Source organism: Streptomyces spororaveus (assembly GCF_016755875.1).
Taxonomy (GTDB): domain Bacteria; phylum Actinomycetota; class Actinomycetes; order Streptomycetales; family Streptomycetaceae; genus Streptomyces; species Streptomyces spororaveus.
The window spans coordinates 3450013-3467954 of record NZ_BNED01000005.1 but is presented as its reverse complement, the minus strand read 5'-3'; the positions used below and the strand labels follow the sequence as shown (position 1 = coordinate 3467954).

The 17942-nt window shown below is 71.9% G+C and carries 15 protein-coding genes; 7 read left to right on the top strand and 8 right to left on the bottom strand.

What is annotated here, in order from left to right; all coding sequences use genetic code 11:
- Positions 1 to 199: 199 nt before the first annotated feature.
- The 3 genes from Sspor_RS17730 to Sspor_RS17720 form a co-directional block, all read right to left on the bottom strand.
- A complete protein-coding gene (locus tag Sspor_RS17730) occupies positions 200 to 1858 on the bottom strand; it encodes a phospho-sugar mutase (RefSeq protein ID WP_202200026.1) in 1659 nt (552 codons plus the stop codon).
- A gap of 28 nt (positions 1859 to 1886) precedes the next feature.
- A complete protein-coding gene (locus Sspor_RS17725; protein ID WP_202200025.1) occupies positions 1887 to 2693 on the bottom strand; it encodes a purine-nucleoside phosphorylase in 807 nt (268 codons plus the stop codon).
- Between the two features lie 120 nt (positions 2694 to 2813).
- A complete protein-coding gene (locus Sspor_RS17720; RefSeq protein ID WP_030012228.1) occupies positions 2814 to 3251 on the bottom strand; it encodes a gamma-glutamylcyclotransferase family protein in 438 nt (145 codons plus the stop codon).
- Between the two features lie 173 nt (positions 3252 to 3424).
- Here Sspor_RS17720 and Sspor_RS17715 point away from each other — a divergent pair, with 173 nt between their 5' ends.
- The 3 genes from Sspor_RS17715 to Sspor_RS17705 all read left to right on the top strand — a co-directional run bounded on the left by Sspor_RS17715 (position 3425) and on the right by Sspor_RS17705 (position 8200).
- Positions 3425 to 4864, top strand: a complete 1440-nt coding sequence (locus tag Sspor_RS17715; RefSeq protein WP_202200024.1) for an NAD(P)H-quinone dehydrogenase — start codon at positions 3425 to 3427, stop codon at positions 4862 to 4864.
- A 175-nt stretch (positions 4865 to 5039) separates the two neighbouring features.
- Positions 5040 to 5990, top strand: coding sequence for a DeoR/GlpR family DNA-binding transcription regulator (locus Sspor_RS17710; protein WP_202200023.1), 951 nt, complete (start codon positions 5040 to 5042; stop codon positions 5988 to 5990).
- A gap of 317 nt (positions 5991 to 6307) precedes the next feature.
- Positions 6308 to 8200, top strand: coding sequence for a CHAP domain-containing protein (locus Sspor_RS17705; RefSeq protein ID WP_202200022.1), 1893 nt, complete (start codon positions 6308 to 6310; stop codon positions 8198 to 8200).
- Positions 8201 to 8291: 91 nt separating this feature from the next.
- On the opposite strand, the gene Sspor_RS17700 is transcribed toward Sspor_RS17705, so the two are convergent.
- Positions 8292 to 10055 (bottom strand): acetyl/propionyl/methylcrotonyl-CoA carboxylase subunit alpha, encoded by a 1764-nt coding sequence (locus tag Sspor_RS17700; protein WP_202200021.1) that lies wholly within the window; start codon positions 10053 to 10055, stop codon positions 8292 to 8294.
- A gap of 665 nt (positions 10056 to 10720) precedes the next feature.
- Here Sspor_RS17700 and Sspor_RS17695 point away from each other — a divergent pair.
- Both Sspor_RS17695 and Sspor_RS17690 read left to right on the top strand, forming a co-directional pair.
- Positions 10721 to 12241 carry an MFS transporter gene (locus Sspor_RS17695; RefSeq protein WP_202200020.1) on the top strand — a complete coding sequence of 507 codons (1521 nt, stop codon included), beginning with the start codon at positions 10721 to 10723 and terminating at the stop codon, positions 12239 to 12241.
- Between the two features lie 100 nt (positions 12242 to 12341).
- Positions 12342 to 12833 (top strand): hypothetical protein, encoded by a 492-nt coding sequence (locus Sspor_RS17690; RefSeq protein WP_202200019.1) that lies wholly within the window; start codon positions 12342 to 12344, stop codon positions 12831 to 12833.
- On the opposite strand, the gene Sspor_RS17685 is transcribed toward Sspor_RS17690, so the two are convergent.
- The 4 genes from Sspor_RS17685 to Sspor_RS17675 all read right to left on the bottom strand — a co-directional run bounded on the left by Sspor_RS17685 (position 12814) and on the right by Sspor_RS17675 (position 15513).
- The gene (locus tag Sspor_RS17685) at positions 12814 to 13437 is read right to left on the bottom strand and encodes a Maf family protein (RefSeq protein WP_237403910.1); all 624 of its coding nucleotides are present in this window, start codon (positions 13435 to 13437) and stop codon (positions 12814 to 12816) included. The genes Sspor_RS17690 and Sspor_RS17685 overlap by 20 nt on opposite strands.
- 41 nt (positions 13438 to 13478) lie before the next feature.
- Complete coding sequence (gene mmpB / locus Sspor_RS41120; RefSeq protein WP_266817120.1) at positions 13479 to 13613, bottom strand: morphogenic membrane protein MmpB; 135 nt, start codon at positions 13611 to 13613, stop codon at positions 13479 to 13481.
- A gap of 79 nt (positions 13614 to 13692) precedes the next feature.
- Positions 13693 to 13902, bottom strand: coding sequence for an acyl-CoA carboxylase epsilon subunit (locus Sspor_RS17680; protein ID WP_202200017.1), 210 nt, complete (start codon positions 13900 to 13902; stop codon positions 13693 to 13695).
- Between the two features lie 18 nt (positions 13903 to 13920).
- Positions 13921 to 15513 (bottom strand): acyl-CoA carboxylase subunit beta, encoded by a 1593-nt coding sequence (locus Sspor_RS17675; RefSeq protein ID WP_202200016.1) that lies wholly within the window; start codon positions 15511 to 15513, stop codon positions 13921 to 13923.
- Positions 15514 to 15644: 131 nt separating this feature from the next.
- On the opposite strand from Sspor_RS17675, the gene Sspor_RS17670 reads away from it, so the two are divergent.
- Positions 15645 to 16511 carry a biotin--[acetyl-CoA-carboxylase] ligase gene (locus tag Sspor_RS17670; protein WP_202200015.1) on the top strand — a complete coding sequence of 289 codons (867 nt, stop codon included), beginning with the start codon at positions 15645 to 15647 and terminating at the stop codon, positions 16509 to 16511.
- A 196-nt stretch (positions 16512 to 16707) separates the two neighbouring features.
- Complete coding sequence (locus Sspor_RS17665; RefSeq protein ID WP_202200014.1) at positions 16708 to 17865, top strand: adenylate/guanylate cyclase domain-containing protein; 1158 nt, start codon at positions 16708 to 16710, stop codon at positions 17863 to 17865.
- Positions 17866 to 17942: the final 77 nt, after the last annotated feature.

The window sequence follows — 17942 nt, the reverse complement described above, 5'->3', positions numbered from 1 at the left end:
TCCGGCACGCCACCGGCCCCCCGGGCCGGGGCTCGGGGGGCCGGGGGAAGCCGAAGGCCCGGTCCCGCCGGACGGGGCGGGACCGGGCCGGGCGGGGGCCGAAGCCCCGGCCGCGCGCCCGACGGACGGAGTCGGGCGCGGCGGCACGAAGCCGGTGCGGCCCCCTGGAACCGGGGCGCGAGAGCGCCGCGGAAGAAGGTCAGATGCCCATGGCCGCGGAGAGGTCCTTCTTGATCGCGTCCAGGACCTCCTGGCCGCGGACGCGGGCCGCCGCCAGGTCGGAGGCCTCGGCCACCGGGACCACGACCTCCAGGTAGCACTTCAGCTTGGGCTCGGTACCCGACGGGCGGGCGATGACCCGGGCCTTGTACGCGCCGTCCAGGTAGTAGCGCAGGCCGTCCGTGGGCGGGAGGGACTCCGTGCCCTTGGACAGGTCCTCCGCCGAGACCACCCGCAGCCCCGCCAGGGACACCGGCGGCTGCGCGCGGAGCGCCGCCATCGCGTCCGCGATGACCGACAGGTCCGAGACGCGCACCGACAGCTGGTCCGTGGCGTGCAGCCCGTGGGCCATCGCCAGGTCGTCCAGCAGGTCGGTCAGGGTGCGGCCCTGCTCCTTGAGCACCGAGGCCAGCTCCGCCACCAGCAGGGCGGCGGTGACGCCGTCCTTGTCGCGGACGCCCTCGGGGTCCACGCAGTAGCCGAGCGCCTCCTCGTAGCCGTAGCGCAGGCCCTCGACGCGGGCGATCCACTTGAAGCCGGTGAGGGTCTCCTCGTAACCGACGCCCGCCGCCTCCGCGATCCGGCCCAGGAGGCTGGAGGAGACGATGGACTCGGCGAAGACGCCCCGCGCGCCCTTGTGGACCAGGTGCGCCGCCAGCAGCGCGCCGACCTCGTCGCCGCGCAGCATCCGCCAGCCGTCCGCGGTGGGCACGGCCACCGCGCAGCGGTCCGCGTCCGGGTCGTTGGCGATCACGATGTCGGGCTGGACCTCGGCGGCCTTCGCGAAGGCCAGGTCCATCGCGCCCGGCTCCTCCGGGTTCGGGAACGCCACGGTCGGGAAGGCCGGGTCGGGCTCGGCCTGCTCGGCGACGAGCACCGGCTCCGGGAAGCCGTGCCGGGCGAAGGCCGCCATGACGACGTCCTTGCCGACGCCGTGCATGGCCGTGTAGACGGTCCGCACGCCCCGGGGGGAGCCGGGGGTCAGGACGGCGTCCGTGCGCGCCAGGTACGCCTCCAGGACCTCGTCGCCGAGCTCCTGCCAGCCGGACTCCGGGCGCGGTACGTCGGCCAGCTTCTCGACCGCCGCGATCTGCGCCGCGATCTCGGTGTCGGCCGGGGAGACGATCTGCGAGCCGTCGCCGAGGTAGACCTTGTAGCCGTTGTCCCGGGGCGGGTTGTGGCTCGCGGTCACCTCGACGCCGGCGACGGCGCCGAGGTGCCTTATCGCGTACGCGAGGACGGGCGTCGGCAGGGGGCGGGGCAGGAGGGCCGCGCGCAGCCCGGCGCCGGTCATGACGGCCGCGGTGTCGCGGGCGAAGTCCGCCGACTTGTAGCGGGCGTCGTAGCCGACGACGACCAGGCCGCCGTCGTGGCCCTGGGCCTTCAGGTAGGCCGCGAGGCCCGCCGCGGCCCGGATGACCACGCCGCGGTTCATCCGCATCGGGCCGGCGCCGATCTCACCGCGCAGTCCGGCGGTGCCGAACTGCAGGGTGCCCGAGAAGCGGTCCGCGAGCTCCGCGGTGTCGCCGGCTCCGATGAGCGCGGCCAGTTCCGCGGCCGTCTCCGGGTCCGGGTCCTCGGCCAGCCAGGCCTGCGCCCGGATGATCAGGTCGTCCTGTGCCTGTGCCTGTTCCTGCACTGCTTCCGCCTTAGCTCTCGTACGTCGATCAGATGCGGGCGAGGACCTGCGTCAGCAGCGTGCCCATGCGGACGGCCGAGTCGCGGCCGGCCTGGAGGACCTCTTCGTGGTTCAGCGGCTCGCCGGACAGGCCCGCCGCCAGGTTGGTGACCAGGGAGATGCCGAGCACCTCGGCGCCGGCCTCACGGGCGGCGATGGCCTCCAGCACGGTGGACATGCCGACCAGGTCGGCGCCCATGACGCGGATCATGTTGATCTCGGCCGGGGTCTCGTAGTGCGGGCCGGGGAACTGGACGTAGACGCCCTCTTCGAGGCTCGCGTCGATCTCCTTGCACACCGCGCGCAGGCGCGGCGAGTACAGGTCGGTGAGGTCGACGAAGTTCGCGCCGACGATCGGCGAGGTGGCCGTCAGGTTGAGGTGGTCGCTGATCAGGACGGGCTGGCCGGGCTTCATGCCCTCGCGCAGACCGCCGCAGCCGTTGGTCAGGACGACGGTCTTGCAGCCGGCGGCGACGGCGGTGCGCACGCCGTGGGCGACGGCGGCGACGCCGCGGCCCTCGTAGTAGTGGGTCCGGCCGAGGAAGACCAGGGCGCGCTTGTCGCCGATCTTGTACGAGCGGATCTTGCCGCCGTGGCCCTCGACGGCGGCGGGCGGGAAGCCGGGCAGCTCGGTGACGAGGAACTCGGCCTCGGGGGCGCCGAGCGCCTCTGCGGCGGGGGCCCATCCGGAGCCCATGACGAGGGCGACATCGTGGGTGTCCACGCCGGTCAGCTCACGCAGGCGGGCGGCTGCGGCGTCGGCGGCGGCGAAGGGGTCGGTAACAGATGCGTTCACGCGGACGAGCGTAACCGCTTTCCGGCTACGCGCGTAGATGGCACAGCTCACGGTGTTCGGATCGTTGCCTTGTCGTTTCCGCCGAAACGTCCCCGAGGGGTGGCGGACCCGGGGCGGGGCTCAGCAGGGGCGCTTGCGGATTTCCATCACGTAGTCGTGGGGGGCGCCCGCCGATTCGGCGGCGTCCGCGATCTCGCCCAGGTAGCGGGCCGACGGGAGACCGCCCTCGTAGCCGTTCAGGACGTACACCCAGGCCGCCTCCTCGCCGTCCAGCGTGTGCACGCGCACCCGCATCCGGCGGTAGATGTCGAGTCCGACACCCTCCCAGCGGTCCATCGAGTCCTCGTCCAGCGGCGCGATGTCGTACAGCGCGACGAAGACCTGGTGGCGCGGGGCCTCGACGATCGTCGCGAGAGCACCCTCCCAGCCCATCTGCTCGCCGCCGAAGGTCAGCCGCCAGTCGTTGATCCAGCCCGTGCCGCGCAGCGGCGAATGCGGAGCGCGGCGCGTCATCAGCCGCGGGTCGAGGTTGCCGGCGTACGCGGCGTAGAGCGACATGGGGTCGAGAGTACGGGAGGGGTGCCGGTGCACGCGTGCCCGGATGGCGGGACCGGGCGCGAAGCACCTTGAAGCGTGCGGGACAATGGAGCACGGAATGCATCCCCCGGGGAGACCCCCCGGAACACCGGCCGGGGCGGCAGCCGGCCGGGTAGACGTGAGGCGGACTTTTCGTGACCCGGATCGTGATCATCGGCGGCGGACCCGGCGGGTATGAGGCAGCCCTGGTGGGGGCCCAGCTCGGCGCGGAGGTGACCGTCGTGGACTGCGACGGTCTGGGCGGGGCATCGGTCCTGACCGACTGCGTGCCCTCCAAGACTCTGATCGCGACCGCCGAGGTGATGACGACCTTCGACTCCTCGTACGAGGAGCTCGGCATCGTCGTGGCGGACGACACCCCGCACATCGAGCAGGCCGCGCGCGTCGTCGGCGTGGACCTCGGCAAGGTGAACCGGCGCGTCAAGCGCCTCGCGCTCGCCCAGTCGCACGACATCACCGCCTCCGTCACCCGGGCCGGCGCCCGCGTGGTGCGCGGCCGCGCCAAGCTCGGCGGGCCGCAGGGCATCGACGGCACCCGGGACGTCATCGTCACCGCCGCCGACGGGTCCGAGACGATCCTGACCGCGGACGCCGTCCTGATCGCGACCGGCGGCACCCCGCGCGAGATCCCCGACGCCATGCCCGACGGCGAGCGGATCCTGAACTGGACCCAGGTCTACGACCTCGACGAGCTCCCCGAGGAGCTCATCGTGGTCGGCTCCGGTGTGACCGGCGCCGAGTTCGCGGGCGCCTACCAGGCCCTCGGCTCCCGGGTGACCCTCGTGTCCTCCCGCGACCGCGTGCTCCCCGGCGAGGACCCGGACGCCGCCGCCGTGCTGGAGGACGTCTTCCGGCGCCGCGGCATGAACGTCGTCGGACGCTCGCGCGCCGAGTCCGCCAAGCGGGTGGGCGACCGGGTCGAGGTCACCCTCTCCGACGGCCGCGTGCTGACCGGTACGCACTGCCTGATGGCGGTCGGCGCGATCCCCAACACGAAGAACATGAACCTGGAGGAGTCCGGGGTCCGGCTCAAGGACTCCGGGCACATCTGGACCGACAAGGTCTCGCGCACCTCCGCGCCCGGCGTGTACGCCGCCGGTGACGTCACGGGCGTCTTCGCGCTCGCGTCGGTCGCGGCGATGCAGGGGCGCATCGCGATGTACCACTTCCTCGGTGACGCGGTGGCCCCGCTGAACCTCAAGACGGTCTCCTCGAACGTCTTCACCGACCCCGAGATCGCCACCGTCGGCTACACCCAGGCGGACGTGGACGCGGGCAAGATCGAGGCCCGCGTGGTGAAGCTCCCGCTGCTGCGCAACCCGCGCGCCAAGATGCAGGGCATCCGGGACGGCTTCGTGAAGCTGTTCTGCCGCCCGGGCACCGGGATCGTCGTCGGCGGCGTGGTCGTCTCCCCGCGCGCGAGCGAGCTGATCCACCCCATCTCGATCGCGGTCGACAACAATCTGACGGTCGAGCAGATCGCAAAAGCGTTCACCGTGTACCCCTCGCTCTCGGGATCGATCGCCGAGGTGGCCCGTCAGCTGCACACGCGGAAGGCCGCCGGCGAGGCCTGAGCCCCGCTAACCGCCCCACACCGTAAGGAGTTTGGGGCGGGGCGCGGATTCATGGCGAGATGTTCACGTAACGCTCGGGCCGCGTATACCACTAGTCGCCCCACCTTATGGACAACTTCGGTATTCCGGCGCAAAGAGCTGAAAGCAGACGGTCGTTGGGGTTACTGTCAGTTTCGTGTTCGCTGCAGAACGTCGCCAATTGATCCTCGAAATGGTGCGGGCCAACGGAGCGGTATCGCTCCGGGAGCTCGCCCGCGTCGTCCAGACCTCCGAAGTGACCGTACGGCGGGACGTGCGGGCACTGGAGGCAGAAGGACTCCTCGACCGCCGACACGGCGGTGCGGTCTTGCCGGGCGGTTTCACGCGGGAGTCCGGCTTTCCGCAAAAGTCCCATCTCGCGACGGCGGAGAAGACCGCCATTGCCGATGTCGCGGCCTCCCTCGTGGAAGAGGGCGAGGCCGTCGTCGTCGGCGCGGGCACCACGACCCAGGAGCTGGCCCGCCGGCTCGCCCGCGTGCCCGGACTGACCGTCGTCACCAACTCGCTGCTCGTCGCCCAGGCCCTGGCCCACGCGAACCGGGTGGAAGTGGTCATGACCGGCGGAACCCTGCGCGGGTCCAACTACGCCCTCGTGGGCAGCGGGGCCGAGCAGTCCCTCCAGGGGCTGCGGGTCTCCCGGGCCTTCCTGTCGGGCAGCGGTCTGACCGCCGAGCGCGGGCTGTCCACGTCCAACATGCTGTCCGCCAGCGTGGACCGGGCGCTGGTGCAGGCGGCGGCGGAGGTGGTGGTGCTGGCCGACCACACGAAGCTCGGTACCGACACCATGTTCCAGACCGTGCCCACCGACGTGATGACGCGGCTGGTCACGGACGAGCCGCCGCCGCACGACGACCGGGCGGGTACGGAGCTGCAGGCACTGGCGGACCAGGGCGTGCAGATCACCGTGGCCGGCGGGGCGGTGCCCTCCGGCGGTGTGGACGCAATGCAGGGCCGGCGGCCGCGCCGCGACTCGCCCCTGCCGGTACAGCGGCGGGGCGGACCGGCGGCGCAGTTGCGGGCCGCGGGCATGCTGCCGGAGCCCCAGCCGGGGGATCGGGCACGGGTCGCCGACATGCGCCGCCGTTAGTCGCAGGACCCCGGCCGCCGGCCGCTGTGGGCCGTGCCGATCATGCCGGGCTTTTCGGAGCCCGGCCCGATCGGGCCTTCCGTCTTCCGTCTTCCATCACCGAATCCGATCTTCAGGCGACTAGCCCGTCCGAGTGAATTCAGCCGGTTGTCCGATCTGATCACACGGTGGGCTCCAGGATGCTCCAGCGCCCTGGAGCCGTGTGACCGCACGGCGGGAGGGGCCTGAAGGAGGGTTCGATGACTGTGGTCCCGTCCGGTATACCGCCCCTACGCGACCGGAGACTGCCGGTTGCCCGCCACGTACTTCGTCGTGTCGTGAGCGTCCTCGTGACGGTCCTGCTGACGTCGCTGTTCTCCGTGGTGGCCGTACCGTCGGCATCCGCCTGGAGCGACGACTACCCCGCGAAGTGGCGAAACGTCCCCATGGACTCGGTGTCCGACGACTGGGGCATGTTCAACCGGGAGTGCACCAGCTTCGTCGCCTGGCGCCTGCAGAGCCGGAACGGCTTCGGCATGCCGTTCCACGCCGACGCCACCGACTGGGGGAACCGGGCCAGGGCTCTGGGCTTCCGCGTCGACAACATCCCCGCCAGGGGCGCCGTCGCCCTGGGCGTGGGACACGTCGCCTGGGTGGAGTCCGTAGGCAACGGCACGGTGACCATCGAGGAGTACAACCACGGCTACGACGGCAGATACAACGAACGCACCGTCCCGACGGGAGCGTTCCAGTACATCCACTTCAAGGACCTGGCGGACGTCCCCCCGCCACCGCAGTCCGCACCGGCCGCTCCGGCCGGAATCGCGGTGTTGGCCCATGGCTCACGGGTGGTCCTCCAGTGGAGCGCCTCGGCCGGCGCCGCCGACTACCAGGTCAGCCGGAACGGCACCCTCCTCGCCACGGTGACGGGCACCCGGTTGCTCGACGTCCAGGTGTCGCCGCATCAGGACTACGCCTACTCCGTCGTCGCCCGCAACGGCGCCGGCGTCTCGGCCCCTGCCACCCGGTACGTGCAGAACGACGTGGACTCGGCGGACCTCGCGTACCTGTCGACGAAGGACGGGCCCGCGGAGTGCGGGCGAGCCGGAGACCAGGGTGCGCAGAAGCTGGTCTGCAGCGTGCTGAAGCCGACCGGTTGGGTCACCGCGTACTCCGCGCCGAACGACTGGGGTTATGCGTCGGACCGGGCGTGGTTGGCGAATGCGGACGGGTCGGTGTCGTACTGCCGTCGGGTGGGTGCGGGTGATCAGGTGCTGTGTGATCGGTTCGACGGGAGTGCGTGGACCTCGTCGATGTCGCCGCACTTCGATCTCGGTTATCACGAGAATCGGGCGTATCTGTCGACGAAGGACGGGCCTGCGGTGTGTGGGCGGGCCGGTGATCAGGGTTCGCAGGGGTTGGTCTGCAGTGTGTTGAAGTCGTCGGGTTGGGTGAGCAGGTATGCGGCGCCGAACGACTGGGGTTATGCGTCGGACCGGGCGTGGTTGGCGAATGCGGACGGGTCGGTGTCGTACTGCCGTCGGGTGGGTGCGGGTGATCAGGTGTTGTGTGATCGGTTCGACGGGAGTGCGTGGACCTCGTCGATGTCGCCGCACTTCGATCTCGGTTATCACGAGAATCGGGCGTATCTGTCGACGAAGGACGGGCCTGCGGTGTGTGGGCGGGCCGGTGATCAGGGTTCGCAGGGGTTGGTCTGCAGTGTGTTGAAGTCGTCGGGTTGGGTGAGCAGGTATGCGGCGCCGAACGACTGGGGTTATGCGTCGGACCGGGCGTGGTTGGCGAATGCGGACGGGTCGGTGTCGTACTGCCGTCGGGTGGGTGCGGGTGATCAGGTGTTGTGTGATCGGTTCGACGGGAGTGCGTGGACCTCGTCGATGTCGCCGCACTTCGATCTCGGTTATCACGAGAATCGGGCGTATCTGTCGACGAAGGACGGGCCTGCGGTGTGTGGGCGGGCCGGTGATCAGGGTTCGCAGGGGTTGGTCTGCAGTGTGTTGAAGTCGTCGGGTTGGGTGAGCAGGTATGCGGCGCCGAACGACTGGGGTTATGCGTCGGACCGGGCGTGGTTGGCGAATGCGGACGGGTCGGTGTCGTACTGCCGTCGGGTGGGTGCGGGTGATCAGGTGTTGTGTGATCGGTTCGACGGGAGTGCCTGGACCTCGTCGATGTCGCCGCACTACGACCTCGGGTACCCGGACACGTTCGCGTAGCCGGGCCGGGGCCGCATCGCGGACCTGAACGAAGAACGCCGGCGGGGCTGGATCCCTCCAGCCCCGCCGGCGTCTCAGGTGGTGCGGGACGTCAGTCCTTGATCTCGCAGATCGTGGCACCCGAGGTGAGGGACGCGCCGACCTCGGCGGTGAGGCCGACGACGGTGCCGGAGCGGTGCGCGTTCAGCGGCTGCTCCATCTTCATGGCTTCGAGTACGACGACCAGGTCGCCCTCGTTGACCTGCTGGCCCTCCTCGACCGCGACCTTGACGATCGTGCCCTGCATCGGGGACGCGAGGGTGTCGCCGGAGGCCGCCGGGCCGGACTTCTTGGCCGCGCGGCGCTTCGGCTTCGCGCCACCGGCGGCGGCGGTGCGGGCCAGGGTCATGCCCAGGGACGACGGGAGCGAGACCTCGAGGCGCTTGCCGCCGACCTCGACGACCACCGTCTCGCGGCCCGGCTCGTCCTCGGTGTCGTCCGCGGCCGGGGCCGTGAACGCCGGGATCTCGTTGACGAACTCGGTCTCGATCCACCGGGTGTAGACGGTGAACGGGGTGCCGTCGGTCGGGGCGAACGCCGGGTCGACGACGACCGCGCGGTGGAACGGGATGGCCGTGGCCATGCCCTCGACCTCGAACTCGGCGAGCGCGCGGGCGGCGCGCTGCAGGGCCTGCTCGCGGGTGGCACCGGTGACGATCAGCTTGGCCAGGAGCGAGTCCCAGGCCGGGCCGATGACCGAGCCGGACTCGACGCCCGCGTCGAGGCGGACGCCAGGGCCCGAGGGGGCGGCGAACTTCGTCACCGTGCCGGGCGCCGGGAGGAAGCCGCGGCCCGGGTCCTCGCCGTTGATGCGGAACTCGATGGAGTGACCGCGCAGGACCGGGTCGCCGTAGCCGAGCTCCTCGCCGTCGGCGATGCGGAACATCTCGCGGACCAGGTCGATGCCGGAGACCTCTTCGGTGACCGGGTGCTCGACCTGGAGGCGGGTGTTGACCTCCAGGAAGGAGATCAGGCCGTCGGCGGAGACGAGGAACTCGACGGTGCCGGCGCCGACGTAGCCGGCTTCCTTCAGGATGGCCTTGGAGGCGGCGTACAGCTCCGCGTTCTGAGCCTCGCTCAGGAACGGTGCCGGGGCCTCCTCCACGAGCTTCTGGTGGCGGCGCTGGAGGGAGCAGTCACGGGTCGACACGACGACGACGTTGCCGTGCGAGTCAGCCAGGCACTGGGTCTCGACGTGGCGGGGCTTGTCGAGGTAGCGCTCGACGAAGCACTCGCCGCGGCCGAAGGCGGCGACGGCCTCACGGACGGCGGAATCGTAGAGCTCCGGCACCTCTTCGAGGGTGCGGGCGACCTTCAGACCGCGACCGCCACCACCGAAGGCGGCCTTGATGGCGATCGGCAGGCCGTGCTCCTTGGCGAAGGCGACGACCTCCTCGGCCCCGGAGACCGGGTCCGGCGTACCGGCGACCAGCGGCGCCCCGGCGCGCTGGGCGATGTGACGGGCGGCCACCTTGTCGCCGAGGTCACGGATGGCCTGCGGCGGCGGGCCGATCCAGGTCAGGCCGGCGTCGATCACGGCCTGGGCGAAGTCGGCGTTCTCGGAGAGGAAGCCGTATCCGGGATGGATGGCGTCCGCACCGGAGTCGGCTGCGGCCTGGAGGACCTTGGAGATGTCCAGGTAGCTGGTGGCCGGGGTGTCACCGCCCAACGCGAAAGCTTCGTCGGCCGCGCGGACGTGCAGAGCGTCCCGGTCCGGATCGGCGTAGACGGCTACGCTCCCGATCCCGGCGTCCCGGCAGGCCCGAGCAACGCGGACAGCGATTTCGCCACGGTTGGCGATGAGCACCTTGCGCACGATGGCTCCCTCCTTGAAACAAGCTGAGTTTAGGGACAGCCCACACGGCCTTTCGACCCTTCCCCGGTGGTGACCTTGCCCACACAGAGTGTGATGCGAGGGCCGAACCGCCGGAGAACCCTTGTGGCGCCCCAGGTCAGGGGGATCCCCGACTGCACAGTAACCCCGTCATGTAGCCAAGGTCTCTGTCCCCCCGGTCAGCGGCCCCGGGTGATTCTTTGTCGAGTCCCTACGAACGGCCCACGGTTTCTTTGCGGTCGTGAGAGGAGTTGTCCCCTTGTTTACTGATTGGTAGCCCGGTCGTCCCGCAGGCCGAACAGGGACAACACCGTACCCACAGCGATGTGGCCCACGCGGGCCCGGGCGGGCGACAGCGCGCCGGGCGTGTCCTGCGGATGGACGACACCGGGGCCCGCGACCGCGCGGCGGCGGCGCTGTCGGCGAGTTGACAACCCGGGCGGGCCGAACGGCGTCTTACGCACGGCGTCGAAATGACGACCGGCCGGACGGCGGTCAGACGACGGCGATACGACGGCGATACGACACCGAGACGAGGACGAGGCAATGGTCTTACCGCCCTTCTCCGGCGGGCCCCTGCCCGCCGGAGCCGACACGGCAGAGATCCGGCGGATCCGGCGGGTCCGGCGCTCACCGGCCGCTCGCGCGTGAGCGCCGGTACGCGGACGCCCGAGGACCGGGCCGGGCGCAGGGTCCTGTCGGCGGCGCTGTTCGCGAGCGCCCCGGCCGAGGTGCTCGACTTCCTGCTGCCGCTGTGGGCGGGGTCGGTGCTGGGCGCCGGGGCCTCCGCGGTCGGCGCGCTGATCGCCTTCGAGGCGGTGCTGTCGCTGATCGTGCGCCCGCTGGCCGGGGAACTGGCCGACCGTTTCGACCAGCGCCGGGTCGCCGCGGCCGGTGCGGGTCTGTACGCCCTGTCGTTCGCGGGGTACGCGCTCGCCGGCTCACTGGTGGGGGCCTTCGTCGCGGCGGGCCTGGGCGGCGCCGGAGGGGCCCTGTTCTGGGTCGGGCTGCGGGCCTGGACCGGACAGCGGTCGCAGGGCGGTGGCGGTGACGGCACGGCCGCGTACGGCAGGTTGCTGTCCGCCGAGGGGCAGGGCGCGTTCGTCGGCTATCTGGTGGCGTTCTCCCTGCTGGAACGCGGTGGCTACCCGCTGCTGTTCTGGCTGGGCAGCGCCGCCTGCGCGGTGGCCGCGGCGTCGCTGCTGCGCGGGCCCCGCCGGGAGCGGGACGCCGGCGCTCCCCGCGCGGTGGCCGGGCTCCGGGAGGGGCGGGGCGCGGCGGAGCGCCGGCTGCTGCCGCTGATGGCGGTGTCCGCGGTGACGGCCGCGGCCGAGGCCGGGCTGTGGATGCTCCTGCTGCTCCGGCTGCAGTCGCACCTGGAGCTGTCCCCGGACGAGATCGCGCTCGTCTTCGCCCCCGGTTTCGTGGTGTTCGTCCTGCTGCCGGCGCACGCGCACCGCCTCACCGGCCGGCTGGGCCGTACGCCGGCCATGGTCGCCTCGTTCGCGGCGAGCGCGCTGTTCGCGGCGGGACTCTCGGTCGTCTCCACGCCGCCGGCCGTCGCCGTCCTGTGGACCGTGGCCGCCGCCTGCTTCGCCGTGCAGGTCCCGGTGGAGCAGGCGGCCGTGGCCGCCGCCTCCGGGGGGCGGACCGGCCGGGCCATGGGCCTGTACGAGAGTGCCCGCCTGGCGGGTGTGGTGATCGGCCCGCTGGTGATGGGCGTGCTCTACGAGGAGGCCGGTTGGGCCGCCGCCTGCGGGGCGGCCGCGGTCACCTCGGCCGTGGGGGCGCTCGTGGTGCCGTACGCGGTCCGCGCACTGGGCCTGCCGGAGCGGCGTACGGACGGGGAGGAAGACACGGGCGGGCGGGAGGCGGCGCGGCCGCGGGCGGTGGCGGAGAGCGCCCTCGGGCCGAAGGCTCGCGCCCGCAAGGAGCGGCGGGACTGGTACGTCCACACCGCCGTGTTCGCGCTGGGCCAGGCGGTCCTGTGGGTCCTGGACTCCAGCTGGCTCGTGTGGCAGATCACCGACGGCGGTGTGCCCGACGACCAGCGGGGACCGCTGGTCTGGGCCGGGCGGATCTGGCTGACCATCTGGGTGATCGACACCGTCTGGTCCTGGTCGTACACCCTCCGGCCCCGGGAGAAGAAGCCGAAGCCGTCGGCGTAGCCGCCGCAAGCCGGGTGCGCGGATGTCTTGCCCGCCGGGCTACCCGTTAGTAGCCTCCAGGCGTCGAACGGGCTTGTGACTCGTGGGGGGTGGGGGCGTCGTGCTGCGAAGACTCGTGGCCGGACTGGCCGCGATCGTGCTCGTCGCGGAAGCGGCGGTGCTCGTGCTCGTCCACATCGTGCTGGGCCGGACCACGGCGAACCAGTCGATGTCGATCGCGGGCAGCGACCCGGATGTCATGTCCAAGGCGACTTACGCGATGGGGGCGGGCATGGGCGCCTTCCTCGTCCTGTGCGCCGTGCTCGCCGCCGTCGCCGCGATCCGCGACCGCTCCCCGGGCCGCTTCGGCCGCGTCGTGCTCATCGGCGCCGCCGTCACCCACGCGGTGCTCGGCATCCTCGCCGTCGGGCTGGTCGGCTGGGCCGCCTTCGCGACGCTGATGCTGATCCTGTGTCTCCTCGTACTGATCCTGACGCTCTACCCCGCCGCCCGCCACGGCGACGACGGGGACGCGGGCGGGGACCCGGGCGCCGACGCCCCGCCGCTGCCGCCGACGCCGCCGTACGGGGAGCTCAAGCCCACAAGTCCGTGATGGACACGTCCAGTTCGCCCAGCAGGGAACGCAGCAGCGGCAGCGACAGCCCGATGACGTTGCTGTGATCCCCGTCGATGCCGTCGATGAACGGCGCCGACAGCCCGTCCAGGGTGAACGCCCCCGCCACGTGCAGGGGCTCCCCGCTCGCCACGTACGCCGCCACCTCCGCGTCCGTCGGCTCGCCGAACCGGACCGTCGTCGACGCCGTGGCCGAGACCTGACGGCCGTCCGCCGTGTCGATCACGCAGTGCCCGGTGCGCAGTACGCCCGCCCGTCCCCGCATCGACTTCCAGCGCGCGGTGGCCTCCTCGGCGTCCGCCGGCTTGCCCAGCGCCTCGCCGTCCAGCTCCAGCACCGAGTCGCAGCCGATCACCAGGGCGCCCGCGGCCTCCTCCAGCCCCGCCACGACGGCGGCCTTCGCCTCGGCCAGCGCCAGCGCCAGGGCGGCCGGCTCGTCGTGGTTCAGGGTGTCCTCGTCGAAACCGCTGACGATCACGTGCGGGGCGAGCCCGGCCTGCCGCAGCAGGTTCAGCCGGGCGGGGGAGGCGGAGGCGAGGACGAGCTTGCGCCCGGTCGTCGAGGGCTCAGGTGTCGCAGTCATGGGGGCCATCGTAGGCGCGCCCCGCGCCCCCCGGACAAGCCCTAGAAGTGGCCCACACCCAGGACGTACACCACCACGAGCATGGCGATGGCGAGCACCAGGGTCAGCCGCCGGATCATCGCCTGCGCGTCGCGCATGTCCTTGGGCGGCTCGTTCTTCGGGTCGGACCAGAGCATGCCTCGATCCTGGCCCGGGAAAGGGTGTGGCGCCTGAGTACGAGTACTCAGGCGCCACCGCCCGTTCACATCATTTCGGCTACGCGGGCCAGTACGTACGGCCCCAGGCCCGCGGCCCCGGGTGCGGAACCCGCCGCCGGGCCACCCGGGCCGGCGCCGACCACTCGTCCGCGACCGGCGGAGCGCCCGACGGCGCCATGGCCAGCGCCGCCGCGCGCGCTTGGACCACCGCCAGTGCGGCGGCCAGCTCCTCCGGAGTCGGGTTGCCCTTGACGACCTTGATCACCACAGAGTCCTCCTGGACGGGCTAGAGGGGGATGTTGCCGTGCTTCTTCGGCGGCAGGGACTCCCGCTTGGTGCGCAGCTGCCGCAGCCCCTTCACCACGTGCGCCCGGGTCTCGGACGGCATGGTCACCGCGTCGATGTACCCGCGCTCGGCCGCCGTGTACGGGTTGAGCAGCGCGTCCTCGTACTCGGCGATGAGCCGGGCCCGGGTCTCCTCCACCTCCCCGGGAGCGGCCTCCGCGATGGTCCGGCGGTGCAGGATGTTCACCGCGCCCTGCGCGCCCATGACGGCGATCTGCGCGGTCGGCCAGGCCAGGTTCAGGTCCGCGCCGAGGTGCTTGGAGCCCATGACGTCGTACGCCCCGCCGAAGGCCTTGCGGGTGATGACGGTGATCAGCGGAACGGTGGCCTCGGCGTAGGCGTAGATCAGCTTCGCGCCGCGCCGGATGATTCCGTTGTACTCCTGGTCGGTGCCCGGAAGGAAGCCCGGGACGTCCACGAAGGTCAGCACCGGGATGTTGAAGGCGTCGCACGTCCGGACGAACCGCGCCGCCTTCTCGGAGGCGTCGATGTCCAGGCAGCCGGCGAACTGCATCGGCTGGTTGGCGACGACGCCCACCGGGTGGCCCTCGACCCGGCCGAAGCCGGTCAGGATGTTCGGCGCGAAGAGCGCCTGCGTCTCCAGGAACTCCGCGTCGTCGAGCACGTGCTCGATCACGGTGTGCATGTCGTACGGCTGGTTGGCGCTGTCCGGGATCAGTACGTCGAGCTCGCGGTCGGCGTCCGAGACCTCGGTGTCCGCGTCCTCCGGGAAGGCGGGCGGCTCGGAGAGGTTGTTCGACGGCAGGTACGCGAGCAGTGACTTCACGTACTCGATGGCGTCCTTCTCGTCGCCCGCCATGTGGTGCGCGACGCCGGACGTGCTGTTGTGCGTGCGCGCCCCGCCCAGCTCCTCGAAGCCGACGTCCTCGCCGGTGACCGTCTTGATGACGTCCGGGCCGGTGATGAACATGTGCGAGGTCTGGTCGACCATGACCGTGAAGTCCGTGATGGCCGGGGAGTACACGGCGCCGCCCGCACAGGGCCCGACGATCAGGCTGATCTGCGGGATCACGCCGGACGCGTGGACGTTGCGGCGGAAGATCTCGCCGTACATGCCCAGCGCGCTGACGCCCTCCTGGATGCGGGCGCCGCCGGAGTCGTTGATGCCCACCAGCGGGCACCCGGTCTTCAGCGCGAAGTCCATGACCTTCATGATCTTCTGGCCGTAGACCTCGCCGAGGGCCCCGCCGAAGACGGTGAAGTCCTGCGAGAACACGGCGACCGGACGGCCGTCCACCGTGCCGTAGCCGGTGACGACGCCGTCGCCGTAGGGCCGGGTCTTCTCCAGCCCGAAGCTGGTGGAACGGTGCCGGGCGAACTCGTCGAGCTCGACGAAGGATCCCTCGTCCAGCAGAAGGGCAACCCGCTCACGCGCCGTCAGCTTGCCCTTGGCGTGCTGCTTCTCCACAGCACGCGCGGACCCGGCGTGGGTGGCTTCGTCGATGCGGCGCTGCAGATCCGCGATCTTGCCCGCGGTGGTGTGCATGTCGATCGGCTCTGACGGATGTGACATCGGGGTCGCGGCTCCCTGCGTGGTGTCAACTGCCTGGTCAATTGATTGACTACTGCTGGCTACTGGTGCGTAGCGTATCGGCGGGCATGGCGCTCGGCAGTGCGGCGTTTGACACACCTACATTGGGTTGCATGACGCCATCAGATGCATCAGCCGGAGCTTCCGCAGGACGCTGGTCGAGCCTGGACCGGCCGCCCCTCAATGCCGCCGCCCTCCAGAGGGCCCTCGTCACCGGGGACGGGCTGTGGACCTCCGTGGAGGTCGTCGCCAGTACCGGGTCCACCAATACCGACCTTGCCACCCGGGCGGCGCGGCTGCCCGAGGGGGCCGTGCTCGTCGCCGAGGAGCAGAGTGCCGGGCGCGGGCGGCTGGACCGCAGCTGGGTCGCGCCCGCGCGGTCGGGGCTGTTCTTCTCCGTCCTGCTCAAGCCCGGCGACGCCGTGCCGCAGGAGCGGTGGGGGTGGCTGACCCTGCTGGCCGGTGTGGCCACCGCCACCGGCCTGTCCCGGGCGGCCGGCGTGGACACCGCCCTGAAGTGGCCCAACGACCTGCTGGTCAGCGTGGACGGCGAGGAGCGCAAGACCGGCGGGATCCTCGCCGAGCGGGTCGAGGACGGCGTGGTCCTCGGGATCGGGCTCAACGTCACGCTGACCGAGGACGAGCTGCCGGTACCGGCCGCGGGATCGCTGGCGCTGGCCAAGGCCTCCGTGACCGACCGGGACCCGCTGCTGCGGGCCGTCCTGCGGTCCCTGGAGGAGTGGTACGGGAACTGGCGCGCGGCCGCCGGCGACCCCGCGGCCAGCGGCCTCCAGGAGACCTACGCGGCGGGCTGCGCGACCCTCGGCCGGCACGTCCGCGCGGAGCTGCCCGGCGGGCGCACTCTCACCGGAACGGCCGAAGCGGTGGACACCGATGGCCGCCTCGTGATCCGTACGGCCGAGGGACAGCACGAGACGGTGGGCGCGGGCGACGTCATCCACCTGCGTTCCGTGCACTGACACGGGGTACGGGTGCCGGGTGCGGCGCCGTCCCGGGGCCGCGGCCCCGGACCCCGCACCCAGGTCGCGGGCGGGCCGGAAGCGGGGAGGGGGAGTGAGCTACGGCACACCTGCCGTATGGTTTAGGCGATCCCGGTGCTCGTGGTGATCAACCGGTTCGCAGGGCAGTGCGCACGGAATGGACAGGAGGCGGCCCTTGACCGTCGACGACCCTACGTCCAGCGCGTCCGCCGGTGGCGGCTCCGCGTCCGGCCCGGGTACCCCGATCGGCCGTGACCAGCACACCCCGCACCACGAGGTCGATCACACGGCCCAGCCGACGGCGGATCCCCTCGCCATCCGGCTGGAGCAGCTGATCCTCGGTGCCGAGCGCCGGTACACGCCCTTCCAGGCCGCCCGCAGCGCGGGCGTGTCCATGGAGCTGGCCTCGCGCTTCTGGCGGGCCATGGGCTTCGCCGACATCGGGCAGGCCCGGGCGCTCACGGAGGCCGACGTGCTGGCCCTGCGCCGGCTGGCCGGTCTGGTGGAGGCCGGGCTGCTGTCCGAGCCGATGGCCGTACAGGTGGCGCGGTCCACCGGGCAGACCACCGCCCGGCTGGCCGAGTGGCAGATCGACTCGTTCCTGGAGGGGCTGACGGAGCCGCCGGAGCCGGGCATGACCCGCACGGAGGTCACGTACCCCCTGGTGGAGCTGCTGCTGCCCGAGCTGGAGGAGTTCCTCGTCTACGTGTGGCGGCGCCAGCTGGCGGCCGCGACCGGGCGCGTGGTGCAGGTGGCCGACGACGACGAGATGGTCGACCGGCGGCTCGCGGTGGGCTTCGCCGACCTGGTGGGCTTCACCCGCCTGACGCGGCGGCTGGAGGAGGAGGAGCTCGGCGAGCTCGTCGAGTCCTTCGAGACCACGTCGGCGGACCTGGTGGCCGCGCACGGCGGCCGGCTGATCAAGACCCTCGGCGACGAGGTGCTGTACTGCGCCGACGACGCGGCGACCGCGGCCGAGATCGCGCTGCGGCTCATCGAGACGATGGAGGCCGACGCCCAGATGCCCGAGCTGCGGGTCGGGATCGCCTTCGGCACGGTGACCACCCGGATGGGCGATGTCTTCGGCACCACGGTGAACCTGGCCAGCCGGCTGACGTCCATAGCCCCCAAGGACGCGGTGCTGGTGGACGGGGCGATGGCCGAGGAGCTCGCCCGGACCGGGGCCGCTCCGGTGTCGGAGAAGGAGGCCGAGACGGCGCCCGACGAGGGCGCGTCCTACCGGTTCGCGCTGCAGCCGATGTGGCAGCGGCCGGTGCGCGGGCTCGGCGTCGTGGAGCCCTGGTCCCTGACGCGCCGCAAGCGCACCCCCTAGGGGGTGTCTTGCCGGCCAGGGCGGGCTCGCGGTGGTCGGCACCGCGCCTCGCGGCGTTGTCCTCGGTCGGCGACGCT